General features: G+C 59.9%; 27 protein-coding genes. All 27 read left to right on the top strand.

Translation table 11 applies throughout. From position 1 onward, the window contains the following. The first annotated feature begins 29 nt into the window (after positions 1-29). The 27 genes from AC56DI_RS01205 (at position 30) to flhA (ending at position 25,747) form a co-directional block, all read left to right on the top strand. Positions 30-404 (top strand): flagellar protein FlaG, encoded by a 375-nt coding sequence (locus AC56DI_RS01205; protein ID WP_496344570.1) that lies wholly within the window; start codon positions 30-32, stop codon positions 402-404. 77 nt (positions 405-481) lie between these two features. After that, complete coding sequence (fliD, locus tag AC56DI_RS01200; RefSeq protein WP_496344569.1) at positions 482-2,245, top strand: flagellar filament capping protein FliD; 1,764 nt, start codon at positions 482-484, stop codon at positions 2,243-2,245. 3 nt (positions 2,246-2,248) lie between these two features. Then, positions 2,249-2,638: a flagellar export chaperone FliS gene (gene fliS, locus AC56DI_RS01195; protein ID WP_496344568.1), complete on the top strand. Its 390-nt coding sequence runs from the start codon at positions 2,249-2,251 to the stop codon at positions 2,636-2,638. A gap of 71 nt (positions 2,639-2,709) precedes the next feature. Next, a complete protein-coding gene (fliS, locus tag AC56DI_RS01190; RefSeq protein WP_496344567.1) occupies positions 2,710-3,090 on the top strand; it encodes a flagellar export chaperone FliS in 381 nt (126 codons plus the stop codon). 19 nt (positions 3,091-3,109) lie between these two features. Then, a complete protein-coding gene (locus AC56DI_RS01185) occupies positions 3,110-3,406 on the top strand; it encodes a flagellar protein FliT (protein ID WP_496344566.1) in 297 nt (98 codons plus the stop codon). 243 nt (positions 3,407-3,649) lie between these two features. Next, the gene (locus AC56DI_RS01180; RefSeq protein WP_496344565.1) at positions 3,650-5,125 is read left to right on the top strand and encodes a sigma-54 dependent transcriptional regulator; all 1,476 of its coding nucleotides are present in this window, start codon (positions 3,650-3,652) and stop codon (positions 5,123-5,125) included. Positions 5,126-5,244: 119 nt separating this feature from the next. Next, positions 5,245-6,459 carry a sensor histidine kinase gene (locus AC56DI_RS01175; protein WP_496344564.1) on the top strand — a complete coding sequence of 405 codons (1,215 nt, stop codon included), beginning with the start codon at positions 5,245-5,247 and terminating at the stop codon, positions 6,457-6,459. 5 nt (positions 6,460-6,464) lie between these two features. Further along, positions 6,465-7,874 (top strand): sigma-54-dependent transcriptional regulator, encoded by a 1,410-nt coding sequence (locus tag AC56DI_RS01170; RefSeq protein ID WP_496344563.1) that lies wholly within the window; start codon positions 6,465-6,467, stop codon positions 7,872-7,874. A 174-nt stretch (positions 7,875-8,048) separates the two neighbouring features. Next, complete coding sequence (fliE, locus tag AC56DI_RS01165; protein ID WP_422588864.1) at positions 8,049-8,378, top strand: flagellar hook-basal body complex protein FliE; 330 nt, start codon at positions 8,049-8,051, stop codon at positions 8,376-8,378. A gap of 15 nt (positions 8,379-8,393) precedes the next feature. Continuing rightward, positions 8,394-10,193 carry a flagellar basal-body MS-ring/collar protein FliF gene (gene fliF, locus AC56DI_RS01160; protein ID WP_496344562.1) on the top strand — a complete coding sequence of 600 codons (1,800 nt, stop codon included), beginning with the start codon at positions 8,394-8,396 and terminating at the stop codon, positions 10,191-10,193. Next, positions 10,186-11,202 (top strand): flagellar motor switch protein FliG, encoded by a 1,017-nt coding sequence (fliG, locus tag AC56DI_RS01155; RefSeq protein ID WP_496344561.1) that lies wholly within the window; start codon positions 10,186-10,188, stop codon positions 11,200-11,202. Before fliF ends, fliG begins: the two co-directional genes overlap by 8 nt. Positions 11,203-11,262: 60 nt before the next feature. Next, positions 11,263-12,117: a flagellar assembly protein FliH gene (fliH, locus tag AC56DI_RS01150; RefSeq protein WP_496344560.1), complete on the top strand. Its 855-nt coding sequence runs from the start codon at positions 11,263-11,265 to the stop codon at positions 12,115-12,117. Beyond that, positions 12,107-13,468 (top strand): flagellar protein export ATPase FliI, encoded by a 1,362-nt coding sequence (gene fliI, locus AC56DI_RS01145; protein WP_496344621.1) that lies wholly within the window; start codon positions 12,107-12,109, stop codon positions 13,466-13,468. The genes fliH and fliI overlap by 11 nt, the downstream gene beginning before the upstream one ends. A 3-nt stretch (positions 13,469-13,471) precedes the next feature. Next, positions 13,472-13,921, top strand: coding sequence for a flagellar export protein FliJ (gene fliJ / locus AC56DI_RS01140; RefSeq protein ID WP_496344559.1), 450 nt, complete (start codon positions 13,472-13,474; stop codon positions 13,919-13,921). A gap of 74 nt (positions 13,922-13,995) precedes the next feature. After that, the gene (locus tag AC56DI_RS01135; protein WP_496344558.1) at positions 13,996-14,301 is read left to right on the top strand and encodes an STAS domain-containing protein; all 306 of its coding nucleotides are present in this window, start codon (positions 13,996-13,998) and stop codon (positions 14,299-14,301) included. Then, positions 14,298-16,034: a SpoIIE family protein phosphatase gene (locus AC56DI_RS01130; protein WP_496344620.1), complete on the top strand. Its 1,737-nt coding sequence runs from the start codon at positions 14,298-14,300 to the stop codon at positions 16,032-16,034. The genes AC56DI_RS01135 and AC56DI_RS01130 overlap by 4 nt, the downstream gene beginning before the upstream one ends. Before the next feature lie 7 nt (positions 16,035-16,041). After that, positions 16,042-16,392, top strand: a complete 351-nt coding sequence (locus AC56DI_RS01125; RefSeq protein ID WP_496344557.1) for an Hpt domain-containing protein — start codon at positions 16,042-16,044, stop codon at positions 16,390-16,392. 92 nt (positions 16,393-16,484) lie between these two features. Further along, complete coding sequence (locus tag AC56DI_RS01120; protein ID WP_496344556.1) at positions 16,485-17,837, top strand: flagellar hook-length control protein FliK; 1,353 nt, start codon at positions 16,485-16,487, stop codon at positions 17,835-17,837. 200 nt (positions 17,838-18,037) lie between these two features. Beyond that, a complete protein-coding gene (fliL, locus tag AC56DI_RS01115; protein ID WP_496344555.1) occupies positions 18,038-18,577 on the top strand; it encodes a flagellar basal body-associated protein FliL in 540 nt (179 codons plus the stop codon). A gap of 12 nt (positions 18,578-18,589) precedes the next feature. Continuing rightward, entirely contained in the window at positions 18,590-19,561 is a 972-nt protein-coding gene (gene fliM, locus AC56DI_RS01110; protein ID WP_496344554.1) for a flagellar motor switch protein FliM, read from the top strand. A 45-nt stretch (positions 19,562-19,606) separates the two neighbouring features. Beyond that, a complete protein-coding gene (fliN, locus tag AC56DI_RS01105) occupies positions 19,607-20,074 on the top strand; it encodes a flagellar motor switch protein FliN (RefSeq protein ID WP_496344553.1) in 468 nt (155 codons plus the stop codon). Between the two features lie 4 nt (positions 20,075-20,078). Beyond that, positions 20,079-20,516, top strand: a complete 438-nt coding sequence (gene fliO, locus AC56DI_RS01100; RefSeq protein ID WP_496344552.1) for a flagellar biosynthetic protein FliO — start codon at positions 20,079-20,081, stop codon at positions 20,514-20,516. Continuing rightward, positions 20,516-21,271 carry a flagellar type III secretion system pore protein FliP gene (gene fliP / locus AC56DI_RS01095; RefSeq protein ID WP_496344551.1) on the top strand — a complete coding sequence of 252 codons (756 nt, stop codon included), beginning with the start codon at positions 20,516-20,518 and terminating at the stop codon, positions 21,269-21,271. The genes fliO and fliP overlap by 1 nt, the downstream gene beginning before the upstream one ends. A gap of 10 nt (positions 21,272-21,281) precedes the next feature. Then, positions 21,282-21,551: a flagellar biosynthesis protein FliQ gene (gene fliQ / locus AC56DI_RS01090; protein WP_324519074.1), complete on the top strand. Its 270-nt coding sequence runs from the start codon at positions 21,282-21,284 to the stop codon at positions 21,549-21,551. Positions 21,552-21,565: 14 nt separating this feature from the next. After that, on the top strand, positions 21,566-22,342 hold the full coding sequence (gene fliR / locus AC56DI_RS01085; protein ID WP_496344550.1) for a flagellar biosynthetic protein FliR: 777 nt from the start codon (positions 21,566-21,568) through the stop codon (positions 22,340-22,342). A 9-nt stretch (positions 22,343-22,351) separates the two neighbouring features. Beyond that, complete coding sequence (gene flhB, locus AC56DI_RS01080; protein WP_496344549.1) at positions 22,352-23,488, top strand: flagellar biosynthesis protein FlhB; 1,137 nt, start codon at positions 22,352-22,354, stop codon at positions 23,486-23,488. A gap of 135 nt (positions 23,489-23,623) precedes the next feature. Next, entirely contained in the window at positions 23,624-25,747 is a 2,124-nt protein-coding gene (gene flhA / locus AC56DI_RS01075) for a flagellar biosynthesis protein FlhA (protein WP_496344619.1), read from the top strand. Positions 25,748-25,751: the final 4 nt, after the last annotated feature.

The following is a 25,751-nucleotide window of genomic DNA, read 5'->3' as shown; positions in this document are numbered from 1 at the left end:
TCCCACAACCTCATTGTGAGGAGGATTGTATGAACATTAGCTCAACACAAAAGCCAGTCGCTCTTGATGCTGGTGACGGGATGAAGCGTTCGGTGCCTGTTGCAAAAAACAGCAGCGCACAGGCTCCTTCAGCCCAGGCAGAAGTCTCCGGCCCTCAGGTTGAGGCGGATTCTCCTGTTGCTCGTGAGCAGATCGAAAAAGCAGTTTCGACCCTGCAAGAATTTGCACAGTCGGTAAAACGCGATCTCAATTTTACTGTGGATGATGGTTCCGGGCAGGTGGTGGTGAAAGTCACCGACTCCAGTTCGGGCGATATCATTCGACAAATCCCGTCGGAAGAAGCTTTGCAGTTGGCAGAGAATCTTTCGGAGGTTCGCAGTCTATTGTTCAAGGCCGAAGCCTGAGTTCTGCAATCCTGGCACGGCTTTTGACTGTTATTGCTGATCAGGCATAAACAGTCATTGTTTTGACGAGGTGTAGCATGGCCGGCATCACAGGTATTGGCTCTGGAATCGATATCGACAGCATTGTCACCGCCCTGGTGAATGCTGAGCGTGCGCCTAAACAGGGGCAGCTGGATCGTCTGGAGAAAACCACCACCGAGCGGATTTCGGCCGTTGGTACGCTGCGCTCGGCAGTTAGCGAGTTGAATTCGACTCTTGAGGGGCTAAACACCCTTTCTGCTTTTCAGAAGCAGACGGTCTTCTCCACCAACTCGTCGATACTAACCGCTACGGCTTCTGGCACCTTGCCAGTGGCGCGGTTCAATTTGCAGGTGCAGCAACTGGCTTCCAGCAGCAAGGTCGCTCTGCAGTCTGTGGCCGGTGGTACAAGCTCAACATTTAATAGCGGTACCCTGACCATCTCTGCGGGTAGCAGTACTCTGGATGTGGATGTCACGGCGGGCAAAAATAAGCTGACGGACATTCGTGACGCTATCAATACGGCTGGCGTGTCCAAAGGTATCAGTGCCAGTATCGTCTCTGATGCATCGGGTTCGCGCCTGGTCTTGAGTTCTACCAAGACGGGCGAAGGAAACGATATTCAAGTTGTGGCGAGCGAGGATGGCGTAACTACCGGCACCAATTCGCTGACGACGCAGGCATTTAAACCTACTGCAAGTCTGTCGTTGCCGGTTATTGCCGGAGGCACTGCCAGCACGTTCAAGAGCGGTACGCTGGATATCGTTGCCGGCTCTGTCAGCCTCAATTTGAACATCGCTGATGGCGATGATCTGACTTCTATACGCGATGCTGTTAATGCTGCGGGTACCGGGCAGGGCATTTCGGCGTCTATTGAAACTGATTCGGCAGGCTCGCGCCTGGTGATTAATTCTACCAATGGCGCGACTGTTGGCGTAACGGCGACCTCTGCTGGCGTGGGCACGGATGTTGGTGCCAATACGCTCACGGCACTGAATCCCGCGAGCGGTAGTGTCGCAAAATATTCCGCTCCCAGTGCTGTCTCCGGTGCTGCCGGAGTCATCAATACCGCGCAGTCGGCCAAGTTCAGTGTCGATGGCCTGCAGGTCACCAAACTGACCAATACAGTTGATGACGTGATCAGTGGCTTGACCATTAATTTGCTCAGTGCCCAGTCGGCGGATGATATTGCCGCCGGCAAGACGGTTGATGTGAATATCAGTCAGGACAAGGGCACTGTTAGCGCTAACCTGAAAAAATTTGTCGACGCCTACAACAAGCTCGTCAGCACAACCAGCCAATTGACCGCTGTAGTGCAGGTTGGCGAAGGCAAGGCGCCGGTTGTCGGGCCGATGCTGGGGGATAGCTCGATTCGTAATTTGTTGACTGGCATGCGCAAGGAATTGTCGACCTTGGCTGATGCTGCGGGTGTGCGTTCGCTGGCGGATTTGGGTATCACCACCAAGAAGGACGGTACGCTGAGCCTGGATTCGGCCAAGCTGGATACGGCCTTGGCGAGCAACTATGACAAGGTTGCTACTTATCTGACTGGTACCGATGGTCTGATGGCGCGGCTCTCCGCGGTGGTCAAGCCGTACTCAACTGCAGATGGGGTGTTGGATCAGCGCCAGAAAGGCTTGCAGTCAACGTTGACCAGTGTGGATAAGCAACAGGCGGCCCTAGATCTACGTATCGAGAAAGTTCAAGAGCGCTTGCTCAGCCAGTACAACGCGATGGATTCGTTGGTTGCGCAGTTGAAAAAAACCAGTGAGAGTCTGACCGGTATGCTGGCAAATCTGCCAGGCTTTGTGCAGAAGAAATAACCAATGAACACTTTTTTTGAGGCTGCCCCAGCTGTGAAAAACACTCCAGAAGTAAGCCCTTACCGTGCGGTTCAGTTGCTGCTGCAAGGTGCTCTTGAGCAAGTGTCACTGGCACGCGATGCCTTGCAGGATGGCAATGTCGAAGTGCGTGGCGTAGCCGTAGGAACGACGATGACAATCCTGGGTGTTTTGCAGGCCAGTCTCGACAAGCAGTTGGGCGGTGAAATTGCCGATAACCTTGACGCGCTTTACGACTACATGACGCGTCGTCTTTCCAGTGTCGCAGTGGATAATTCGCCGCTACCGCTCGATGAAGTCGAAGCCTTGTTGCTGCAAATTAAGCAAGGTTGGGATGCTATTGATCCCGAAGCGAGCGCTTTGTCTTTGGGCTGATTTTGTACTAAAGCTTTGCTAAGGAGCGCCGATAAACCCAGTATCGAGGCAATCACTTAGCGAGAGTCAAAATGAATGCAGTGGCGGCTCTAAAGCAGTATCAGACAGTTGGTCTGGGTGCCCAAGTGGCAGAGGCCAGTCCTCATCGGCTGATTCAAATGCTAATGGAAGGCGGTTTGTCCAAGCTGGCCAAGGCTCGCGGCGCAATGGAGCGTGGTCAGATTGGGCTCAAGGGCGAGCTCATTGGGCACGCCATCTCCATTATTGGTGGTTTGCGTGAAGCTTTGGATTTTCAGCGCGGTGGTGATGTGGCTGTAAGTCTTGATCAGCTTTACGACTATATGGCTTCGCGTTTGTTGGAGGCCAATCTGAAAGACAACATACAGATACTTGATGAAGTTACTGCCTTGCTGCGCAATGTTAAAAGCGGCTGGGATGGCATTGCCCAGTAGTTGAGTGCAGGAGAATCCTATGAGTCCATCTATGCAGCTTATTGAAGCGACCAATGAAGCCTTGCGTGAGGCATTGGCGCGGCGGGATTGGACTGTGATTGCTGAGCTTGACCAGAAATGTCGTTTGGCTGTTGAAGACGCCATGGTAGAGCCTCGTCAAGATGAGGCTATGTTGCGTGAGCACATGGAAGGTTTGTTGGCGCTGTACCGTGAGCTGGTGGCTGTCTGCCAAAGCGAGCAGCAGCGACTGGCAGATGAATTACGTCAGCTAAACCACTCCCAGCAGGGTGCCAAGGTTTATCAGCTGTTTGGCTAAGCGCTTTCAATTAAAGCACTTGCCTTGTCCTGTCTGTGTGGAGCCCGTCTGGGCTTGTGTCTTTGCAGCGAGTTCTCTGGCGCTGCCCCTCCTGTAATCGATGTATTAATAGCCTTGGCAAAATAATCACGCCATAAAATTGACTATGGTGTGGCTTTTGACTTTACTAGTGGCCAAGTACTGGCGCCAGTGAGCAAATTTCTCGCGCAGCCTCCCTCCAAACCGTCGAGTTAGAAAAACAAGATGTGGCGTGAAACCAAGATTCTTCTGATTGACGACAATACCGAGCGCCGTCGAGATCTGGCGGTCATTCTCAGTTTCCTCGGCGAAGAGCATCTCGTCTGTACCAGTCAGACCTGGCGTGAGGCTGTTGACGGTTTGACCTCCAGTCGTGAAGTGCTGACTGTGCTGCTGGGCGACGTGGAGTCCAAGGGCGGTGCGCTTGAGTTGCTCAAGCAGTTGGCGGTGTGGGATGAGTTTCTGCCGCTGCTGTTGATTGATGAGCAGGCACCTCTCGAATGGTCTGAGGAGATGCGTCGGCGCGTGTTGGCCAGCCTGGAGATGCCGCCCAGCTACAACAAACTGCTCGACTCTCTGCATCGCGCCCAGGTCTATCGCGAGATGTATGACCAGGCGCGTGAGCGCGGTCGGCAGCGCGAGACCAACCTGTTCCGCAGCCTGGTGGGGACCAGTCGCGCTATTGGCCAGGTTCGACAAATGATGCAGCAGGTGGCCGATACCGAGGCCAGCGTATTGATTCTTGGCGAGTCTGGCACCGGCAAAGAGGTGGTTGCGCGTAACCTGCATTATCACTCCAAACGTCGCGAAGGGCCTTTTGTGCCGGTCAACTGCGGCGCCATTCCGGCGGAGTTGCTGGAAAGCGAGTTGTTCGGTCATGAGAAAGGCGCGTTTACCGGCGCCATTACCAGCCGTGCCGGACGCTTTGAGTTGGCCAATGGAGGTACGTTATTTCTCGACGAGATCGGCGACATGCCGCTGCCGATGCAGGTCAAGCTGCTGCGGGTTCTGCAGGAGCGGACCTTCGAGCGGGTGGGCAGCAACAAGACCCAGAACGCCGACGTGCGCATCATTGCCGCTACCCACAAGAATCTGGAGCAGATGATCGAGACGGGCAGTTTTCGTGAGGATCTGTTCTACCGTCTGAACGTCTTCCCCATTGAAATGGCGCCCCTGCGTGAGCGGGTCGAGGACATTCCGCTGCTGATGAATGAATTGATCTCGCGCATGGAGATCGAAAAGCGCGGTTCGATTCGCTTCAACTCCGCCGCCATCATGTCGCTCTGTCAGCACGACTGGCCGGGCAACGTGCGTGAGCTGGCCAACCTGGTAGAGCGCATGGCGATCATGCATCCCTATGGCGTGATTGGGGTGATGGAGCTGCCGAAGAAGTTCCGCTATGTCGATGATGAAGACGAGCAGATGGCCACCAGCTTGCGCGAGGAGTTGGAAGAACGCGCGGCGCTGAATGTCGGCTTGCCGGGTGTGCACACCCCCGCCAGCTTGCCGGCGGAAGGCCTGGATCTGAAGGACTATCTGGGCAATCTCGAACAGGGCCTGATTCAACAGGCGCTGGATGAGGCCGGCGGTGTGGTTGCCCGTGCCGCTGAGCGTCTGCGCATTCGCCGCACCACCCTGGTGGAGAAGATGCGCAAGTACGGGATGAATCGCCGGGACGATGATGAACAGTCGGATGATTGACGCGTCGTTTTAGATTTTTCTTATATTATTGATTTTAAACGATATTTTTTTAGGCACGGGTTTTGCTAATCCTCTTGTACTAGACCGTCAAATGACGGCTCGCCGTGCGAGAGATGAGTATGAACCCAGTCGTCCGCCCCCCCTCCGTCGCTGAATCGCCACTGCCGGTTGCTGCTGAACCGGCCGTGCGCGCCGATCTGGAACAGACGTTTGCGCTGTTCAATCAGATGTCCACGCAGCTGAGCGAGTCCTACACCATGATGGAGGCGCGGGTCGCCGAGCTGAAAGGGCAGTTGGCCCTGGTCAGTGCCCAGCGCATGCAGGAGCTCGCCGAGAAGGAACGCCTGGCCCATCGCCTGCAGAGCCTGCTGGACCTGCTGCCCGGTGGGGTGGTGGTGCTGGACGGGCAGGGTGTGGTGCGCGAAGCCAACCCGGCGGCTTGCGGTTTGTTGGGTAAGCCGCTGGCGGGCATGCTCTGGCGCCAGGTGATTGCCCGTAACTTCGCCCCGCGCAAAGACGACGGTCATGAAATCTCCCTCAAGGATGGTCGGCGACTGTCCCTGGCGACGCGCTCGCTGAGTGCTGAGCCGGGTCAACTGATTTTGCTCACCGACCTGACAGAAACCCGGCGCCTGCAGGACCAACTGTCTCGGCACGAGCGTTTGTCGGCACTGGGCCGAATGGTTGCCTCGTTGGCCCATCAAATTCGTACCCCACTGTCCGCAGCGCTGCTGTATGCCAGTCATTTGACTGAGCAGGTATTGCCGGTGGACCAGCAGCAGCGGTTTGCCGGGCGCCTAAAAGAGCGACTGCATGAGCTGGAGCATCAGGTGCGCGACATGTTGGTGTTCGCCCGTGGTGATTTGCCTTTGCCTGATCGTCTGGCGCCCAAAACCTTTTTCGCGGCCTTGCGTGCCGCGGCCGAGCCCCATGTGCAGGGGCATGCGGTGCGCTGGCAGTGCGACAGTCATACAGGTGAGTTGCTGTGCAATCGCGACACCTTGGTCGGTGCGGTGCTCAATCTGGTCGAGAATGCGCTGCAGGCTGCCGGCCCGCAGGTGCGTTTGAAGGTGCATCTGTACAGTCGCGGCCAGCAGCTACGCCTGTGCATCAGTGATAACGGTGAAGGTATCGACAGTGCCACCCTGGAACGCCTGGGCGAGCCGTTCTTTACCACCAAGACCACCGGCACCGGCCTTGGCGTTGCCGTGGTCAAGGCTGTTGCCCGTGCCCATCAAGGCGATTTGCTGCTGCGCTCGCGTCCGGGCCGTGGCACCTGCGCCATTCTCACTCTGCCGCTGATTGCCGCGGCCCAACCGGTTACCCAGGAGTAATGGTCATGGTTGCCAAAGTGCTGTTGGTTGAGGATGACCGCGCCCTGCGTGAGGCGCTGGCCGATACCCTGCAGTTGGGCGGGCATGCCTATCGGGCGGTGGATTGCGCCGAGTCGGCCTTGCTGGCCCTGGCGCAGGAACCCTTTAGCCTGGTGGTCAGCGACGTCAATATGCCGGGTATGGATGGCCATCAGTTGCTGGCTCTGGTGCGTCAGCGTTACCCGCAATTGCCGGTGCTGCTGATGACTGCCTTTGGCGCGGTGGAGCGGGCGGTAGACGCCATGCGTCAGGGCGCAGCGGATTACCTGGTCAAACCCTTCGAGCCCAAGGCCCTGCTGGATCTGGTGGCCCGGCATGCCCTGGGTCAAGCGTCGGTCGCCGATGGTGAGGGGCCGGTAGCCAATGAGCCCGCCAGCCAGCAGCTGTTGGAGCTGGCCTCCCGCGTGGCGCAGAGCGATTCCACGGTGTTGATTTCCGGCGAGTCGGGCACCGGTAAGGAGGTGCTGGCGCGCTATATCCACCAGCAATCACCGCGGGCCAGCAAGCCGTTTGTGGCGATCAACTGTGCGGCGATTCCCGACAACATGCTGGAAGCCACTTTGTTCGGTCACGAGAAGGGTGCCTTCACCGGCGCGGTGGCGGCGCAGCCGGGCAAATTTGAGCTGGCCGAAGGCGGCAGCATCCTCCTCGACGAAATTTCCGAGATGCCCCTGGCGCTGCAGGCCAAGTTGCTGCGGGTGTTGCAGGAGCGCGAAGTGGAGCGGGTAGGCGCGCGCAAGCCGATCATTCTGGATATCCGCGTGATCGCTACCACCAACCGTGACCTGGCAGCCGAAGTGGCGGCCGGGCGCTTCCGTGAAGACCTTTACTATCGCTTGTCGGTGTTCCCGCTGGCCTGGCGGCCTTTGCGTGAGCGCACTGCCGACATTCTGCCGCTGGCCGAGCGACTGCTGGGCAAACACGTCAAAAAAATGAATCACGCGCCGGTACGCTTCTCGTCCCAGGCGCAAGCGTGCCTGATCGGTCACCCGTGGCCGGGCAATGTGCGTGAGCTGGATAACGCCATTCAGCGCGCGCTGATCCTGCAGCAAGGTGGTTTGATCCAGCCCCAGGACCTGTGCCTGGGCACGCCCATTGGCCAGGCCATTGCGCCGCAGTCTTTGGCGCCGGTTTTGCTGGCGGTGCCGACGACGAGCCTGCCGTTGCCCGTTGAGTCTGTGGTCGTGGCTGGAGCCTTGGGTGATGACCTGCGCCGTCGTGAGTTCGAGCTGATCATCGACACCCTGCGCGCTGAGCGTGGCCGCCGCAAAGAGGCGGCCGAGCGTCTGGGCATCAGCCCACGCACCCTGCGTTACAAGCTGGCGCAGATGCGCGATGCCGGCATGGATGTGGAAGCCTTTCTGTTCGCCAGCTAGGGCGTCCTTGCATGGTAGGCCGAGGCCCGGAGGCGTTATGCGCCTCCGGGCTTTTTCATTCAGAAGCCTTGCTGAGCGGCGAATAAGGTTTTTTGGCGCTCTGGCCCTCTTCTTGCAATCACCTGCATATCGCGCCGCGAAGCGTCAAAAAAACGCGGCCAATGGAGGAAGGTCATGAGCCAAGGTATCGAATTCAATCGCCTGATGTTGGAAATGCGCTCCATGCAAACGGAGGCGATGGCCCGTGCCAAGCCGGCCGCCAGTGCGCAGGAAGTCGGCGCGCCGAGTTTCTCCGATATGCTCGGCCAGGCCGTCGGCAAGGTGAATGAAACCCAGCAGGCCTCCAGCCAATTGGCCAGCGCATTTGAGGTGGGACAGAGCGGGATTGACCTGACCGACGTGATGATCGCGTCGCAGAAAGCCAGCGTGTCGTTCCAGGCCATGACCCAGGTGCGCAACAAGCTGGTTCAGGCCTATCAAGACATCATGCAGATGCCGGTTTAAGAGTGAGATTGAATCATGGCCGAAGCTGCCTTGGATAACTTGCCAACCACCACCGGTGCGGAGTCGAAGCCGCCGCTGTTTGGTTTGAGCTTTCTGGAAAACCTCGCCGACATGCCGATGCTGCGTCAGGTTGGTTTGCTCGTGGGCCTGGCCGCCAGTGTGGCCATCGGCTTTGCCGTGGTGCTGTGGTCGCAGCAGCCGGATTATCGGCCGCTGTATGGCAGCCTGGCGGGGATGGATGCCAATCAGGTCACCGAAACCCTGGCCGCTGCCGACATCACTTACACCCTGGAACCCAACTCCGGCGCCTTGCTGGTCAAGGCCGAGGACCTGGCGCGGGCGCGCTTGAAGCTGGCGACCGCTGGCGTCAATCCGGGTGACGGCAACCTCGGTTTTGAAATCCTCGATCAGGAGCAGGGCCTGGGCACCAGCCAGTTTATGGAGGCCACCCGCTATCGTCGCGGCCTCGAAGGCGAACTGGCCCGCACCATCTCCAGCCTCAATAACGTCAAGGCGGCCCGTGTGCACCTGGCGATTCCGAAAAGCTCGGTGTTCGTGCGTGACGAGCGCAAGCCGACCGCCTCGGTGTTGGTTGAGCTGTATCCCGGTCGCGGCCTGGAGGCCGGGCAGGTGATGGCGATCGTCAATCTGGTGGCCACCAGCGTGCCCGAACTGGACAAGTCGCAGGTGACGGTGGTCGATCAAAAAGGCCAGCTGCTGTCCGATCAGTCGGAAAACTCTGAACTGAGCATGGCCGGCAAGCAATACGACTACAGCCGGCGCATGGAGGGGATGTTTACCCAGCGCGTGCACAATATTCTGCAGCCGGTGCTGGGCGCGGGTCGCTACAAGGCCGAGGTCTCGGCCGATGTGGATTTCAGCGCGGTGGAGTCCACCTCGGAGATGTTCAACCCGGACCAGCCGGCGCTGCGCAGTGAGCAAAAAGTCAACGAGCAGCGTCAGAGCAGCCTCGGTCCGCAAGGCGTGCCGGGCGCCCTGAGCAATCAGCCACCAGGCCCCGCGGCCGCCCCACAGCAAGCCGGTGGCGCCGCTGCAGCGGGCCCGGCTGCGGCCATCGCTGCAGGTCAGCCGCTGCTGGACGCCAATGGCGCGCAGGTCATCGACCCGGCCACCGGTCAGCCGATGCTGGCGCCTTATCCAGCGGACAAACGTGAGCAGTCGACTCGTAACTTCGAGCTGGATCGCTCGGTCAGCTACACCAAGCAGCAGCAAGGCCGGCTGAAACGTCTGTCGGTAGCGGTGGTGCTGGATGACCAAGCCAAAATCGATGCCAAGACCGGCGAAGTCAGCACCGTGCCTTGGACCGCCGCTGAACTGGCGCGCTTTACTCGCCTGGTACAGGACGCGGTGGGCTTCGATGCCAGCCGGGGTGACAGTGTCAGCGTGATCAACACCCCGTTCGCGGCGCAAAATGGCGACGAAGAGCTGAGCATTCCGTTCTACACCCAGCCCTGGTTCTGGGACATCGTCAAGCAAGTGCTGGGTGTGCTGTTTATCCTGGTGCTGGTGTTCGGCGTGCTGCGTCCGGTGCTCAATAACATCACCAATGCCGGCAAGGGTCATGGCGCCGGTGGTCATGGTGGTCGTGGTGGCGATGTAGACCTGGGCGAAATGGGCGGCCTGAACGGCGACCTGGCCGAGGATCGCGTCAGCCTCGGCGGGCCGCAGAGCATCCTGCTGCCAAGCCCCTCGGAAGGGTATGATGCACAATTGAACGCCATCAAGAGCCTGGTGGCAGAAGACCCAGGCCGTGTGGCCCAGGTCGTGAAAGAGTGGATTAACGCTGATGAGTGATGCCAAAGCCCCGGCGAAACTGAACAAGGTCGACAAGGCCGCGATCCTCCTGCTGTCCCTCGGCGAAACCGATGCCGCGCAGGTGTTGCGCCATCTGGGGCCCAAGGAAGTGCAGCGCGTCGGTGTGGCCATGTCGCAGATGCGCAACATCCAGCGCGAACAGGTTGAAGGGGTGATGGGGGAGTTCGTTTCCACCGTCGGCGACCAGACCAGCCTCGGCGTCGGTGCCGACGGTTACATCCGCAAGATGCTGACCCAGGCCTTGGGCGAAGACAAAGCTGGCAACCTGATCGATCGCATCCTGCTGGGTGGCAGCACCAGCGGCCTGGACAGCCTGAAGTGGATGGAGCCGCGCGCCGTAGCCGATGTAATCCGCTACGAGCACCCGCAGATTCAGGCCATTGTGGTGGCTTACCTCGATCCTGATCAGGCCGGTGAAGTGCTCGGTCATTTCGATCACAAGGTACGTCTGGACATCGTCCTGCGCGTGTCGTCGCTGAACACCGTGCAGCCGGCGGCGTTGAAAGAACTCAACCTGATTCTGGAGAAGCAGTTCTCCGGCAGTGCCAGCACCAGCCGTGCGGCCATGGGTGGGGTGAAGCGCGCTGCAGACATCATGAACTTCCTCGACAGCTCGATCGAAGGCCAGTTGATGGACTCGATCCGCGAAGTGGATGCCGACCTTTCTGGGCAGATCGAAGACCTGATGTTTGTCTTCGACAACCTGGCCGATGTCGACGACAAGGGCATTCAGGCGCTGCTGCGCGAAGTGTCCTCGGACGTGCTGGTGCTGGCCCTGAAAGGCGCCGACGATGGCATCAAGGAAAAAGTCTTCAAGAACATGTCCAAGCGTGCCGCCGAACTGCTGCGCGACGACCTGGAAGCCCGCGGTCCGGTGCGCGTCAGCGATGTCGAGACAGCGCAGAAAGAAGTGCTGACCATCGCCCGGCGCATGGCCGATGCCGGCGAAATCGTCCTGGGTGGCGCTGGCGGCGAGGCGATGATTTAACCGCCAGCGGTTGCGGTTTTTCTATGAATTCAGCACAGAAAGTCAGCCGGGAGTACAGGCATGGTCAGCAAGGAAGTCCCCAGCGAACTCATTCGCGCCAAAGATGTTAGCGCCTTCGATCGTTGGGACTTGCCAAGCTTCGAGGCACTGGACAGCGAGCCGGTGTACCGGGCTGAACCCAGCGCCGCGGAGCAAGCGGCAACCGCCGCTGCCGAGGCGGCATTGGCAGCCGAAACACCGCAGATGCAGGACGTTGAGCTGGAGACAGTCAAGCCCCTGACCCTCGACGAACTCGAAGCCATTCGCCAGGACGCCTACAACGAAGGCTTCAGCACCGGTGAGAAAGACGGCTTCCATGCTGGCCAACTGAAAGCCAAGCAGGAGGCCGACGTTGTGCTGCAGGGCAAGGTGGCGGTGCTTGAACACCTGATGACCCAGCTGTTCGAGCCGATTGCCGAGCAGGACCAGGCGTTGGAACGAGCATTGGTGCAGTTGGTCAGCCAGATGAGCCGCGAAGTGATTCGCCGTGAATTGCTGGCCGATTCCAGCCAGTTGACCCAGGTTTTGCGCGAGGCGTTGAAGCTGCTGCCAATGGGCGCCGGCAATGTGCGCATCCATATCAATCCGCAAGATTTTGAACTGGTCAAAGCCCTGCGTGAGCGCCATGAAGAAAGCTGGCGGATTCTCGAGGACGAGCAGCTGCAACCCGGTGGTTGTCGGGTTGAAAGCGAGCACAGCCTGATCGATGCCAGCATCGAGACCCGCCTGGATCTGGCCCTCAAGCAATTATTTGAGCAGCAGCGCGAACAGATCAGTAACCCGCCGGCGGCTGATCAGGTGCTCGACCTCAGTGGCGAGCCCGCCGACAGCGCTGAAGTCGTGGCGGTTGACGATGAACCTGCCGATGCGCCTTGAACGCACCAGCTTTGCTAAGCGCCTGAGTGGCTACATGGGCGCGGTGAACCTGCCGACCCAGCCGGTGGTGGAAGGGCGCTTACTGCGCATGGTCGGCCTGACCCTGGAGGCCGAAGGGTTGCGCGCCTCGTTGGGCAGCCGTTGCCTGGTGATTAACGATGACAGCTATCACCCGGTGCAGGTCGAGGCTGAGGTCATGGGCTTCTCCGCCGGCAAGTTCTACCTGATGCCGGTGGGCAGTCTCACCGGTATCGCCCCTGGCGCCCGGGTGGTGCCGTTGGCGGACACTGGGCGGCTGCCGATGGGTATGTCGATGCTGGGCCGCGTGCTGGATGGCGCCGGCCGAGCCCTGGATGGCAAGGGCGGGATGAAGGCTGAGGACTGGGTGCCGATGGACGGCCCGGTCATCAACCCGCTTAAGCGCCATCCCATCAGCCAGCCGCTGGATGTGGGCATTCGCTCAATCAACGGCCTGCTCACCGTTGGCCGCGGCCAGCGTCTCGGTCTGTTTGCCGGTACGGGCGTGGGTAAGTCGGTGCTGCTGGGGATGATGACGCGCTTTACCGAGGCCGACATCATCGTCGTCGGCCTGATCGGCGAACGGGGTCGCGAGGTGAAGGAATTCATCGACGAGATTCTCGGCGCCGAAGGCCTCAAACGCTCGGTGGTGGTCGCTTCGCCTGCCGATGAGGCGCCCCTGATGCGCCTGCGCGCCGCCATGTATTGCACGCGCATCGCTGAATACTTTCGCGACAAGGGCAAGAATGTCCTGCTGCTGATGGATTCCCTAACCCGTTTTGCCCAGGCCCAGCGCGAGATTGCCCTGGCCATTGGCGAGCCGCCGGCGACCAAAGGTTATCCGCCGTCGGTGTTTGCCAAGTTACCCAAACTGGTGGAACGCGCCGGCAATGCCGAAGAGGGGGGCGGCTCGATTACTGCCTTCTACACCGTGTTGAGCGAAGGCGATGACCAGCAGGACCCGATCGCCGATGCCGCTCGTGGTGTGCTGGATGGCCACTTCGTGCTGTCCCGGCGCCTGGCCGAGGAGGGGCATTACCCGGCCATCGACATTGAGGCGTCTATCAGTCGGGTGATGCCGCAGGTAGTCAGTCCCGAGCACCTGCGCAATGCCCAGCGCTTCAAGCAGCTGTGGTCGCGCTATCAGCAGAGCCGCGACTTGATCAGCGTCGGCGCCTATGTGCCGGGTGGCGATGCTGACACCGACCTGGCCATCGCTCGCCAGCCGATAATGGCGCGCTATCTGCGTCAGGGGTTGCTGGAAAGTGAAGGGCTGGACGAAAGCACCGGCTTGCTTGCTCAGGTGCTGGGTCCCGTTGGGCCGGCAGGCTAATCGGTGGCCGTTAGCCGCGCGGCGCGTTTGGCGCCGGTCATCGATATGGCTGAGCGTGATGAGCGTGAGGCGGCCCTGGCACTGGGACGTTGCCAGCAGCAGCTGAGCCAGGCCCAGGGCAAACTCGGTGAACTGGAACGCTACCGTGGCGATTACCAGCAACAATGGATCAACCAAGGTCAGCAGGGCGTCTCCGGGCAATGGCTGATGAACTACCAGCGCTTTCTCACCCAGCTGGAAACCGCCATTGGCCAGCAGCGCCAGGCGGCCGCCTGGCAGCAAGAGAACGTCAACAAGGCGCGTGAGCTCTGGCAGCAGCGCTATGCGCGTCTGGAGGGGTTGCGTAAGCTGGTGCAGCGCTATCAGCAGGAGGCACGCCAGGCCGAAGACAAGCGTGAGCAGAAGATGCTCGACGAGTTTGCCCAACGTCTGAGCACCATCTCCCCCCGCTGAGAGGCCGGTGCTTGCCGTGCTGGCAGCCGAGTGCTAAAAACCTCAGACGCCTATAACAATAAGAGGAGTGCCGTATGGCCATCAGTACGCAACTTTCCGCCGACGGGCAGGAACTGACCATTGCCATTCAGGGGCGTTTTGATTTTGGTGCCCATCAAGAGTTTCGCGACGCCTATGAGCGCGTAGAGGGTACGCCCAAGCGCTACCAGGTCGACCTGCAAGGCACCACCTACCTCGACAGCTCCGCCCTCGGCATGTTGCTGCTGCTGCGTGATCACGCGGGTGGTGATCATGCACAAATTCGTCTGCTCAACTGCAATGGCGATGTGCGCAAGATTCTCGCTATCTCCAACTTCGAACAACTGTTTCAGATCGCCTGAAGCCGCTCGGCATGCTCACAGCGCGCCTGACCATCCTGATTGCCGAAGACAGCGCTGCAGACCGCATGCTGCTGAGCACTATCGTCAGTCGTCAGGGCCATCGGGTGCTGTCGGCCAGTAACGGTCTTGAGGCTCTGGCGTTGTTCCAGCAGGAGCGCCCGCATCTGGTGCTGATGGACGCCATGATGCCGGTGATGGACGGTTTCGAGGCCGCCCGCCGGATCAAGGAGTGCGCAGGCGAAGCCCTGGTGCCCATCATTTTTCTTACCTCGCTGACCGAGGGTGAGGCGCTGGTGCGCTGCCTGGAGGCCGGCGGCGACGACTTTCTCGCCAAGCCTTACAACCGGGTCATCCTCGAAGCCAAGATCAAGGCCATGGATCGCCTGCGCCGCCTGCAGACTACGGTGCTGCAGCAGCGCGACCTGATTGCCAAGCACAACGAGCATCTGCTCAACGAGCAGCGGGTGGCCAAGGCGGTATTCGACAAGGTTGCCCACTCAGGTTGCCTGAGTGCGGCCAACATCCGTTACATGCAGTCGCCGTATGCCCTGTTCAATGGTGATTTGCTGCTGGCGGCGTTCAAGCCATCGGGTGGCATGCATGTGTTTTTGGGTGACTTCACCGGCCATGGCTTGCCAGCAGCGATCGGTGCGATGCCGTTGGCCGAAGTGTTTTACGGGATGACGGCCAAGGGGTACTCCATGGCGGAAATCCTTCCGGAGATGAACAGCAAGCTCAAGCGCATCCTGCCGGTCGGGGTGTTCTGCTGCGCCACCATGCTCAATCTCAGCTTTCAGCGGCGGGTGGTCGAGGTCTGGAATGGTGGGTTGCCGGACGGTTATCTGTACCGTGCGGCCAGCGCCGAGCGGGTGCCGTTGGTGTCGCGGCACTTGCCTCTGGGGGTGCGCGATGCCGCCAGCTTTGACAACCACTGCGAGGTCTATCCGCTGGAGTTGGGTGACCGCCTGTTTCTGCTCTCCGACGGCTTACTGGAAACCTGCAACGATCAGGCGCAGACCTTTGGCGAGGAACGTTTGCTGGCGGTATTTGCCGCTAATAAGCAGGCTGACCTGCTGTTTGGCGCAATCCAGCAGAGCCTGAGTGATTTCTCCGCTGAGGCCCAAGACGATGTCAGCATGGTCGAGGTGGTGCTGGTCGACGAGGCTGTGCTCAATCGCCCGCCGTTGGCGTACAGCGCGCAAGGCCCGATTAGCCCCAATGATTGGTCGGCCAGCTTCGAGTTTCGGGCGCAGACCTTGCGTCATTTCAATCCGCTGCCGTTTTTGCTGCAGTTGCTGTTGGAAGTGCAGGAGTTGCGAGCCCAGGCGGGAGCCCTCTACACGGTGCTGGCCGAGCTCTATTCAAATGCCCTGGAGCACGGCGTGATGGGCTTGGACTCGTCACTTAAGCGCGATGCTGCAGGGTTTACCCGCTACTACACTGAGCGCAGTCAGCGCTTGGCGGAATTGGAGGATGGCTATGTGCGTTTTCATTTGCAGGTGCAACCTGAGCCGGCCGGTGGGCGTCTGTTGGTACGGGTTGAAGACAGCGGCGCCGGTTTTGACCCGCACGTGGTGATGGCTCAGGCGCAAACCCCCGGCAGGCTTAGTGGTCGCGGTCTGGAGTTGGTTCGCCAGTTGGCCGAACGCTGCAGTTATACGGTCGATGGGCGTGGTGTTTGCGTGGAGTTTTGCTGGACGACTCAAATCGAAGGGGGCCTGTATTTTGGCTGATGATCACGTGTCTGACGTGCATGTAGACGGCCAGGTTCTGGCTACCCTGCGCGAGGTGATGGAGGATGAGTTTGCCCTCTTGTTGGACACGTTTCTGACCGACTCGGATGAACGTCTTCGCCTGTTGCGCCAGGCCGAGGTGGAGGGGGATGCCGTTGCTATGCGCATGGCTGCCCATAGTTTCAAGGGCAGTTGCAGCAATATGGGCGCAGTGTTGCTGGCCAGCTTATGCAAAGAGCTGGAAGACCTCGCCCGCCGCGAGCAACTCGATGGCGTGGCTCCCTTACTTGGGCATATCGAGCGCGAGTTCGCCATAGTGCGCATCCTGTTCAAGGGCGAGCGGCAGCGTCACCGCTGAGCCGTGTCGGCAGCGCCGTCCGAGCGCTGCTTTGGAAGTTGGCCTGGGCTTTGCTATAGCTCCGTTACGAATCACCTGAACGGAGAGTGCCCATGGCCGTTGCCCCCGATCTACTCCTGCAATCTGCCCCTGAGGTCAAACCGCGTAAAAGCGCGCCCAAGCCACCGGCGGACGCGCAGCCACCGCGCAAGAATGAGGCTTCCAGCTTTGCTCAGGTGTATGCCAAAGAGCGCCAAACCAACGCTGTGGAGCGTCATGAGGCTGCTGCCAAGAGCGCGCGGAACAAGTCTGACGCTGCGAGCGACGCGGTGCCTGCTGAGGCCTTGCCAGGCGCTGAGGCTGCGGTGGTTGCCGATAGCGGCAATGACTTGCCGGTTGACTCTGAGGTTGCAACGCAGGGCGCGGAAACCTTAGAAGCCGAGCTTGATCCGCTGTTGCTATTTGGCATGACTGGCCAGGTCCCGCTCACGCCTGAAGAGACGGCTCTAACGCTGGAAGGCGCGGCTGCGCAAGCCGAGGAGGCCGCCGCAGACGCGCAGTCAAGCCTGTTGAATGCGCCTGCAGTTGCGGTGGCGGGGCTGGTTAGCAATTCGGCCGCTGCCATGACCGATGCCAGTCATGACCCAACCCTGGATGCACTCAATACCTTGCCTGGCGTGCGCCTGGCGCTGGAAATTGGCGCCCAGGCCCAGGCCCAGGCCCAGACAGCGGCGCAACAGGCTGGCCCGACAGCGGGCGCCGTTACGGCGGCTATTAGTGGTGATGGCGCCCAGGCTTTTGCCGGTACGCTGGCGGTCCTGGCTGAGGGCGCGGGTGAAGCTGACAATGCCCTTGAACTGGGTGAGTTGGATGTGTCTGCGCTGGAGGGGGAGGGGCTAGCCGAGGGCACGACTGAATTACGCAGTGACAACTTGGCCGGGCGCCTCAGTGCCTTGAGTCAGGCTATCGCTCAGCAGACCTCGGCCAGTGCCCGTTCGGTGCTGGTGCCGGGACAGCCGGTGGCGATGCAGCAGGGCGGTTGGAGTGAGGCGGTCGTGGACAAAGTCATGTGGCTGTCCAGCCAGAACCTCAAATCGGCGGAAATCCAGCTTGATCCGGCCGAGCTCGGACGTCTTGAAGTGCGGGTGGATATCAGCAAGGACCAGACCCAGGTGACGTTCGCCAGCCCCAATGCCGGGGTACGCGATACCCTCGAAGGGCAGATGCAGCGCCTGCGTGACCTGTTCACCCAGCAGGGTATGAACCTGCTGGATGTGAATGTCTCTGATCAGTCCTTGAGCCGTGGTTGGCAGGGGCAGGGTCAAGGGCAAGATGGCGAGAGTCAGCGGCGTGGTGAGTCGGCGTCCGGTTTGGCGTTGAGTGAAGAGGAAAAGCCCCAGAGTCTCGGTGAAGTGCGCAGCACTACGCTGAGCAACGCCAGGCGCCTGGTGGACTACTACGCCTAAGCCGTTGCTGCATTGATCTAAACTGGATTTCGCCCGGCTTGCCGGGCGAAGCCGTTTTTGGGTGACAGGGCGCGGTCATACTGGTATATCCGCTGCGCACATCGAGCATTGCGTAGGCCTGATTTTTCACAAGCTGGCATAACACTTGCTCTCAACCCCTTGAACGCTGACAGAACTTCGATCAGTGACGGATTATTGGCATGGCTAAGAAAGAAGAAGCAAAAGCTCCAGCGGCAGATGCTGACGGCAAACCCGCTGGCAAGAGCAAGTTGAAGCTGATCATCCTGATTGTTGTTGGTCTGTTGCTGGCCATCGGCCTGTCGGTGGGCGCGACCTTGTTCTTCCTCAAGGGCGACAAGAAGGAAGAAGCCAAAAGCGAAGAGCACGCCAAGACTGAAGATGCCGGCAAACCGGTAAAGAAACAGGCAATTTATGAGGTGTTGGCGCCCGCGTTTGTGGTCAATTACAACTTCAAGGGTCGCCAGCGTTACATGCAGGTCAGCGTGGCCCTGATGGGGCGCGATAAGGCTGAGCTGGATGCGCTGCACGAGCACATGCCGGTGCTGCGCAATAACCTGGTCATGCTGTTCTCTGGTCAGGACTTCGAAGCCTTGAGCACGCCGGTGGGCAAGGAAATGCTCCGTCAGCAGACCACCGCCAGCGTGCAGGCTCTGGCGCAGAAGGAGACCGGCAAGATGGCGGTCGAGCAAGTGCTGTTTACCAATATTGTGTTGCAGTAGGAGCGTGCGCTAATGGCTGTGCAAGACCTGCTGTCACAAGACGAAATCGATGCCCTGCTGCATGGGGTCGATGACGGCGCGGTCGAAACCGAAGAGGCCGCCGAGCCCGGTACGGTCAAAAGTTACGATCTGTCCAGCCAGGACCGTATCGTCCGTGGGCGCATGCCCACCCTGGAAATGATCAACGAGCGTTTTGCCCGCTACACCCGCATCAGCATGTTCAACTTGTTGCGCCGCTCCGCCGATGTGGCCGTGGGCGGTGTGCAGGTGATGAAATTTGGCGAGTACGTGCACTCGCTGTATGTGCCCACCAGCCTCAATCTGGTGAAGATGAAGCCGCTGCGTGGCACCGGCCTGTTCATTCTCGACGCCAAACTGGTGTTCAAGCTGGTGGACAACTTTTTCGGCGGCGACGGCCGCCATGCCAAGATTGAAGGCCGTGAATTCACCCCGACCGAGTTGCGCGTGGTGCGCATGGTGATCGACCAGGCCTTTGTCGATTTAAAAGAGGCCTGGCATGCGGTCATGGACATCAATTTCGAGTACATCAACTCGGAAGTGAACCCGGCCCTGGCCAACATCGTCAGCCCCAGCGAAGTGATTGTGGTGTCGACCTTCCATATCGAACTGGATGGCGGTGGCGGCGATCTGCACATCACCATGCCTTATTCGATGATTGAGCCGATTCGCGACATGCTCGACGCCGGTTTTCAGTCTGATGTTGACGATCAGGACGAACGCTGGATCAAGGCCCTGCGTGAAGACATCCTGGATGTCAGTGTGCCCTTGGGTGCCACCGTGGCCAGCCGCCAGTTGCGCTTGCGCGACATTCTGCACATGCAACCGGGTGACGTGATTCCGGTGGACCTGCCCGACCAGGTGGTGATGCGCGCCAACGGTGTACCGGCGTTCAGCGTCAAGCTCGGTGCACACAAAGGCAAGCTGGCCTTCCAGGTGCTGGACCCGATCGAACGCAGTCGTTAGTACGCATTTTTAAACTATTGCTACAGAGCCCGCCGAGGACAACCGATGGCAGACGAAGAAGAAGGCACCTCCCCTGAGGAGCAGGCACTGGCCGATGAATGGGCCGCGGCACTCTCGGAGGCCGGTGATGCCAGTCAGGACGATATCGACGCGATGATGGCGCAAAGCGCTCCCGCTGAACCGGCCGCACCGCGGGCGATGATGCAGGAGTTTGACGGTGTGCCGCGCTCCACCGGGCCGGTGAGTCTGGATGGGCCAAACCTGGACGTGATTCTCGATATTCCCGTGTCGATCTCCATGGAAGTGGGCAATACCGACATCACCATCCGCAACCTCTTGCAGCTCAACCAGGGCTCGGTGATCGAGCTGGATCGACTGGCGGGTGAGCCGCTGGATGTATTGGTCAACGGCACCCTGATCGCCCATGGCGAGGTGGTGGTGGTGAACGAAAAGTTCGGCATTCGTCTGACGGATGTGATCAGTCCGAGCGAACGCATCAAGAAGTTGCGCTGAATCCATGCGCCGACTCCTTGGGGTTTTCTTGGCGTTGCCGCTGACGGCCATGGCGGCCGAGCCGGCGACCACAGCCGTTACGCCGGTGCTGGCCAGCAGTGGCAACCTGAGCGCGCAACTGGGGCAGATGTTGCTGGGCCTGCTGCTGGTGATCGGCTTGATTTTCGTCCTCGCCTGGTTGCTGCGCCGCGTGCAGCAGATCGGCCCGCGTGGCAATCAGGTGATCAAGTTGCTTGCGAGTCAGGCCCTTGGGCCGCGCGAGCGTCTGGTGCTGGTGCAGGTGGGTAACGAACAGGTTTTGCTGGGCCTGAGTGCCGGGCGCATTACCCCATTACACACACTGAAAGAGCCAGTACACCTGGCAGACGGCGAGCCGGCCACGCCGGAATTTGCGCAACGCCTGATGGAGTTGCTGGGCAAGGATCAGAAGGACAAACCCTGATGGGCGCGTTGCGTATAGTGTTCGCCGTATTACTGGCGCTGGTGGCACCTCTGGCGCTGGGTGCGGATGATCCGCTGAAGATTTCGGCCATTACCCTGGCCACCAATGCGGCCGGGCAGCAGGAGTATTCGGTCAGCCTGCAGATTCTGCTGATCATGACGGCGCTGAGTTTTATTCCAGCGTTCGTCATGCTGATGACCAGCTTCACCCGCATCATCATCGTCTTTTCCATTTTGCGTCAGGCCTTGGGCCTGCAGCAGACGCCGTCCAATCAGATACTTATCGGCCTGGCGATGTTCCTCACGCTGTTCATCATGGCGCCGGTCTTCGATCAGATAAACCGCGAGGCCCTGCAGCCGTACCTGAGTAATCAGCTACCGGCTCAGGAGGCGATCCTCAAGGCCGAGGTGCCGCTGAAGAACTTTATGCTGGCGCAGACGCGGGCGTCCGATCTCGAACTGTTTATGCGCCTGTCCAAGCGCACCGATATCGCGTCGCCGGATCAGGCACCGCTGACCATTCTGGTCCCGGCGTTCGTCACTTCCGAGCTGAAAACCGCGTTCCAGATTGGTTTCATGATCTTTATTCCGTTCCTGATCATCGACATGGTGGTGGCCAGTATCCTCATGGCCATGGGCATGATGATGCTCTCGCCGCTGATCATTTCCCTGCCGTTCAAGATCATGCTGTTTGTCCTGATTGATGGATGGGCCCTGGTGATCGGCACCCTGGCCGGCAGCTTCGGCACTTTATAGAGCGACGCTGATGACTCCTGAAGTGGCGGTAGACCTGATTCGTGATGCGCTCTGGCTGACTGCGGTGATTGTGGGCCTGGTGGTGTTGCCCAGCCTGGTGGTGGGGCTCATCGTGGCCATGTTTCAGGCCGCCACCCAGATCAACGAACAGACCCTTAGCTTTGTGCCGCGCTTGCTGGTGATGCTGCTGACGTTGATCTGGGCAGGGCCCTGGTTGGTGCGCGAGCTGATGGAGTACACCCAGAACCTGATTCAGAACATCCCCTTGTTGATCGGCTAGCCGGTGCTCGTCTGATGCTGGAGCTGAGCAATGAGCAGATTGGCGCCTGGGTCGGTAGCTTTCTCTTGCCGCTGTTTCGCATCGCGTCGCTGTTGATGGTGATGCCGATCATCGGCACCCAGCTGGTGCCGGTACGGGTGCGTCTGTACCTGGCCATGGCCATCGCCCTAGTGTTGGTGCCGACCTTACCGCCGATGCCGGTGATCGATGCCCTGACGGTGCGCTCGCTCATGCTGATCACTCAGGAAGTGCTGATCGGGGTGATGCTAGGTTTTACCCTACAGCTGTTCTTCCATCTGTTTTCGGTGGCAGGGCAGATCATTGCCGTGCAGATGGGCCTGGGCTTTGCCTCCATGATCGACCCGGCCAACGGCGTTTCCGTGCCGGTGCTGGCGCAGATGCTGCTGATGCTGGTGACCCTGCTGTTTCTCGCCATGAACGGCCACCTGGTGGTGTTCGAGGTGCTGGCCGAGAGTTTTATTACCCTGCCCGTGGGCACTGGTCTGTCGACTAATCATTACTGGGAGCTGGCCGGCAAGCTGGGCTGGGTACTGGGCGCCGGGCTGCTGCTGGTGCTGCCGGCGATCACCGCGTTGCTGGTGGTCAATCTGGCGTTTGGCATCATGACCCGCGCCGCGCCGCAGCTGAACATCATCTCCATCGGTTTTCCGATGACCCTGGTCATCGGCCTGGTGATTTTCTGGTTGGGCTTGGCGGACTTTCTCGCTCAGTACCAATTGCTGGCCAGCGAAGGCCTGCAGTTGTTGCGCGAACTGGCGCAGGCGCGCTGAGGAGGCGACATGGCTGAAAGCGAAAGTGGCGCCGACAAAAGCGAGGAACCCACCAGTAAGCGGCTCGAAGAGTCGCGCAAGAAAGGCCAGATCGCCCGCTCCCGCGAGCTGAATACCGTGGTGGTGACCATGGCCGGGATCGGCGGCCTATTGGTGTACGGCGGGGATTTCGGTCAGGCCTTGCTGGAACTGATGCGCGGCAACTTTGCCTTGTCGCGCGATGTATTGCTGGATGATCGCTCTATGGCCTTGTACCTGCTGGCCTCCGGCAAGATGGCCCTGGAAGCGATTATGCCGCTGCTGGTGATCCTGCTGATCGCCGCCGTTCTTGGCCCGATTGCCCTCGGCGGTTGGCTGTTTTCGCCCGAGGCCATGGCGCCCAAGGCCAGCCGGATGAACCCGGCTTCCGGGCTCAAGCGTATGTTTTCCACCCACGCCTTGGTGGAGTTGCTCAAGGCTCTGGCCAAGTTCACGGTAATTTTGCTGGTGGCGTTGGCGGTGCTCTCGGCTGACCAGGACGATCTGCTGGCCATCGCCAATCAGCCTCTAGAAGCCGCGATCATCAACAGTGCCGAGCTGGTGGGGTGGAGCATGCTGTGGATGGCCTGCGGGCTGATTCTGATTGCTGCCGTGGACGTGCCGTTCCAGCTCTGGGATCACAAGCAGAAGCTGATGATGACCAAGCAGGAAGTGCGCGACGAATACAAGGACAGCGAGGGCAAGCCCGAGGTCAAGTCGCGGATTCGGCAGATGCAGCGCGAGATGGCCGAGCGGCGGATGATGGCGGCGATCCCCACTGCCGACGTGGTTATCACCAACCCGACCCACTTTGCCGTGGCGCTCAAGTACGACCCAGCCAAAGGCACGGCGCCCGTGTTGTTGGCCAAGGGTGGCGACTTTATGGCGCTGAAGATTCGCGAGATCGCCCAGCAGCACAAGGTCATGGTGTTGGAGTCGCCCGGGTTGGCGCGGGCGGTGTATTTCTCCACCGAGCTGGATCAGGAAATCCCTGCTGGTTTGTATTTGGCCGTGGCTCAGGTACTGGCCTATGTCTATCAGCTCAAGCAATTCCGCTCCGGTAAGGGTAAGCGACCAGGACCGTTGCCTGACTTGCCAATTCCGCCGGACTTGCGCCGTGATGAGTAACGGCAACAGCCCCGTGCGCGGTTATTTTGTCTTTGTCCTCAACCGCTTGGGCAAGTTGGACGGGTTCTTGCACTAGCCAGTTCATCGACGCTTCGCGCGTCAAAAGATTGAATTGGCTGGAGTAGGGCAGTGGCAGTGGACCGCACGCAAATGATCGGCAACGTGCGCAGCAACCTTTCGGGTCTGCGCGAGGGCAATCTCGGCATTCCGCTGATGTTGTTGATCATGCTCGGCATGGTCATGTTGCCGATTCCGCCGTTTCTCCTCGATGTGTTGTTTACCTTCAGCATTGCCCTGTCGATCGTGGTCTTGCTGGTCAGCATCTACGCCCTACGCCCCCTCGACTTTGCCGTGTTCCCCACCATTCTGCTGGCGGCTACCTTGTTGCGTCTTGCGCTCAACGTGGCGTCCACGCGGGTGGTGCTGTTGCACGGGCAGGATGGCCATGCGGCCGCAGGGCAGGTGATTCAGGCGTTTGGTGAGGTGGTGATCGGCGGCAACTACGTCGTCGGTATCGTGGTGTTTGCGATCCTGATGATCATCAACTTTGTGGTGGTCACCAAGGGTGCTGGGCGAATTTCCGAGGTCAGTGCGCGTTTCACCCTGGATGCCATGCCGGGCAAACAGATGGCGATTGATGCCGACCTGAATGCTGGATTGATTGAGCAGGCGGAGGCTAAGCGTCGTCGCTCTGAAGTGTCCCAAGAAGCTGACTTCTACGGCTCCATGGACGGTGCCAGCAAGTTTGTACGCGGCGATGCGATCGCCGGCCTGATGATTCTGTTCATTAACCTGATTGGTGGCATCGCTATTGGTGTGTTTCAGCACGACCTGGCGTTTGCTGAGGCTGGGAAGATCTACACCCTGCTGACCATTGGTGACGGTCTGGTGGCGCAGATTCCGTCACTGTTGCTGTCCACGGCGGCGGCGATCATGGTGACGCGAGTTTCCAGTTCGGAAGACATGGGCACCCAGGTCAATCGGCAGATGTTTGCCTCGCCGCGTGCGCTCGCCGTGGCGGCGGCGATCATGATTGCCATGGGGCTGGTGCCAGGCATGCCGCACTTCTCCTTCATCAGCCTCGGTCTGGTGGCAGCAGGCGGTGCTTATTGGATTGCCAACAAGCAGCGTCTGGTCAGCGAAGAGGCGGTGCAGGAAGTCCAGCGCCAACAGGAACTGCTGCCGGCCCAGCGTGCCCAGGAAACCAAGGAGTTGGGCTGGGATGATGTGATGCCCGTGGACATGGTTGGCCTGGAAGTTGGCTATCGCTTGATTCCTCTGGTGGACCGTAACCAGGGCGGCCAGTTACTGGCGCGGATCAAGGGTGTACGCAAGAAGCTGTCCCAGGAAATGGGCTTTCTGATGCCGTCGGTGCATATCCGCGACAACCTGGACCTGTTGCCGAATGCCTATCGCCTGACCCTAATGGGTGTCAGCGTCGCCGAGGCCGAGGTGTATCCGGATCGCGAACTGGCGATCAACCCTGGCCAGGTGTTCGGCCCGCTCAACGGCATTGCCGCCAAGGATCCGGCGTTTGGCCTGGAAGCGGTGTGGATTGATGTTAATCAGCGTGATCAGGCGCAGTCACTGGGTTATACGGTGGTGGATGCCAGTACCGTAGTCGCTACCCACCTCAACCAAGTGCTGCACAAGCATTCCCATGAGCTGCTGGGCCATGAAGAGGTTCAGCAGCTCTTGCAGTTGCTGGCCAAGAGCTCGCCCAAGCTGGCAGAAGAGCTGGTGCCGGGCACGGTATCGCTGTCGACCCTGCTTAAGGTGTTGCAGGCCTTGTTGCAGGAGCAGGTGCCAGTACGTGACATCCGCACCATCGCCGAGACCATCGCCAACACCGCGACCAAGAGTCAAGATCCCGCCGCCATGGTGGTGGCGGTCCGTGTGGCCTTGGCCCGCGCAATCGTGCAAAGCGTTGTGGGACTAGAGCCGGAGCTGCCTGTGATCACCCTTGAGCCAAGGTTGGAACAGATCTTGCTCAATAGCTTGCAGAAGGCCGGTCAGGGCTCAGAGGAGGGCATCCTCCTTGAACCTGGCATGGCCGAGAAGCTGCAGCGTTCCCTGGTGGATGCGGCGCAGCGCCAGGAAATGCTCGGCAAGCCAGCGATTCTGCTGGTAGCCGGTCCGGTCCGGGCGATGCTCTCGCGCTTTGCTCGACTGGCCGTGCCGAATATGCACGTGCTGGCGTACCAGGAAATCCCGGATAACAAGCAGGTCACCATCGTTGCGACGGTGGGACAGAACTGAGGTC

The organism is Pseudomonas sp. BGA-UO-ETr-WB11 (assembly GCF_059567785.1).
Note: the sequence above shows the minus strand (reverse complement) of the source record. Positions and strands in the feature narration are given on the sequence as shown.

Bases quoted from the DNA above. Each gene is read 5' to 3' on its own strand.
- fliN (WP_496344553.1), top strand. From the start codon at position 19,607: ATGGCAGACGAAGAAGAAGGCACCTCCCCTGAGGAGCAGGCACTGGCC.
- flhB (WP_496344549.1), top strand. From the start codon at position 22,352: ATGGCTGAAAGCGAAAGTGGCGCCGACAAAAGCGAGGAACCCACCAGT.
- AC56DI_RS01120 (WP_496344556.1), top strand. From the start codon at position 16,485: ATGGCCGTTGCCCCCGATCTACTCCTGCAATCTGCCCCTGAGGTCAAA.
- AC56DI_RS01180 (WP_496344565.1), top strand. From the start codon at position 3,650: ATGTGGCGTGAAACCAAGATTCTTCTGATTGACGACAATACCGAGCGC.
- fliM (WP_496344554.1), top strand. From the start codon at position 18,590: ATGGCTGTGCAAGACCTGCTGTCACAAGACGAAATCGATGCCCTGCTG.
- fliO (WP_496344552.1), top strand. From the start codon at position 20,079: ATGCGCCGACTCCTTGGGGTTTTCTTGGCGTTGCCGCTGACGGCCATG.
- AC56DI_RS01135 (WP_496344558.1), top strand. From the start codon at position 13,996: ATGGCCATCAGTACGCAACTTTCCGCCGACGGGCAGGAACTGACCATT.
- fliG (WP_496344561.1), top strand. From the start codon at position 10,186: ATGAGTGATGCCAAAGCCCCGGCGAAACTGAACAAGGTCGACAAGGCC.
- fliS (WP_496344567.1), top strand. From the start codon at position 2,710: ATGAATGCAGTGGCGGCTCTAAAGCAGTATCAGACAGTTGGTCTGGGT.
- AC56DI_RS01185 (WP_496344566.1), top strand. From the start codon at position 3,110: ATGAGTCCATCTATGCAGCTTATTGAAGCGACCAATGAAGCCTTGCGT.
- AC56DI_RS01170 (WP_496344563.1), top strand. From the start codon at position 6,465: ATGGTTGCCAAAGTGCTGTTGGTTGAGGATGACCGCGCCCTGCGTGAG.
- fliQ (WP_324519074.1), top strand. From the start codon at position 21,282: ATGACTCCTGAAGTGGCGGTAGACCTGATTCGTGATGCGCTCTGGCTG.
- fliF (WP_496344562.1), top strand. From the start codon at position 8,394: ATGGCCGAAGCTGCCTTGGATAACTTGCCAACCACCACCGGTGCGGAG.
- fliE (WP_422588864.1), top strand. From the start codon at position 8,049: ATGAGCCAAGGTATCGAATTCAATCGCCTGATGTTGGAAATGCGCTCC.
- fliS (WP_496344568.1), top strand. From the start codon at position 2,249: ATGAACACTTTTTTTGAGGCTGCCCCAGCTGTGAAAAACACTCCAGAA.
- fliL (WP_496344555.1), top strand. From the start codon at position 18,038: ATGGCTAAGAAAGAAGAAGCAAAAGCTCCAGCGGCAGATGCTGACGGC.
- fliD (WP_496344569.1), top strand. From the start codon at position 482: ATGGCCGGCATCACAGGTATTGGCTCTGGAATCGATATCGACAGCATT.
- fliR (WP_496344550.1), top strand. From the start codon at position 21,566: ATGCTGGAGCTGAGCAATGAGCAGATTGGCGCCTGGGTCGGTAGCTTT.
- fliI (WP_496344621.1), top strand. From the start codon at position 12,107: ATGCGCCTTGAACGCACCAGCTTTGCTAAGCGCCTGAGTGGCTACATG.
- fliP (WP_496344551.1), top strand. From the start codon at position 20,516: ATGGGCGCGTTGCGTATAGTGTTCGCCGTATTACTGGCGCTGGTGGCA.
- AC56DI_RS01205 (WP_496344570.1), top strand. From the start codon at position 30: ATGAACATTAGCTCAACACAAAAGCCAGTCGCTCTTGATGCTGGTGAC.
- AC56DI_RS01175 (WP_496344564.1), top strand. From the start codon at position 5,245: ATGAACCCAGTCGTCCGCCCCCCCTCCGTCGCTGAATCGCCACTGCCG.
- fliH (WP_496344560.1), top strand. From the start codon at position 11,263: ATGGTCAGCAAGGAAGTCCCCAGCGAACTCATTCGCGCCAAAGATGTT.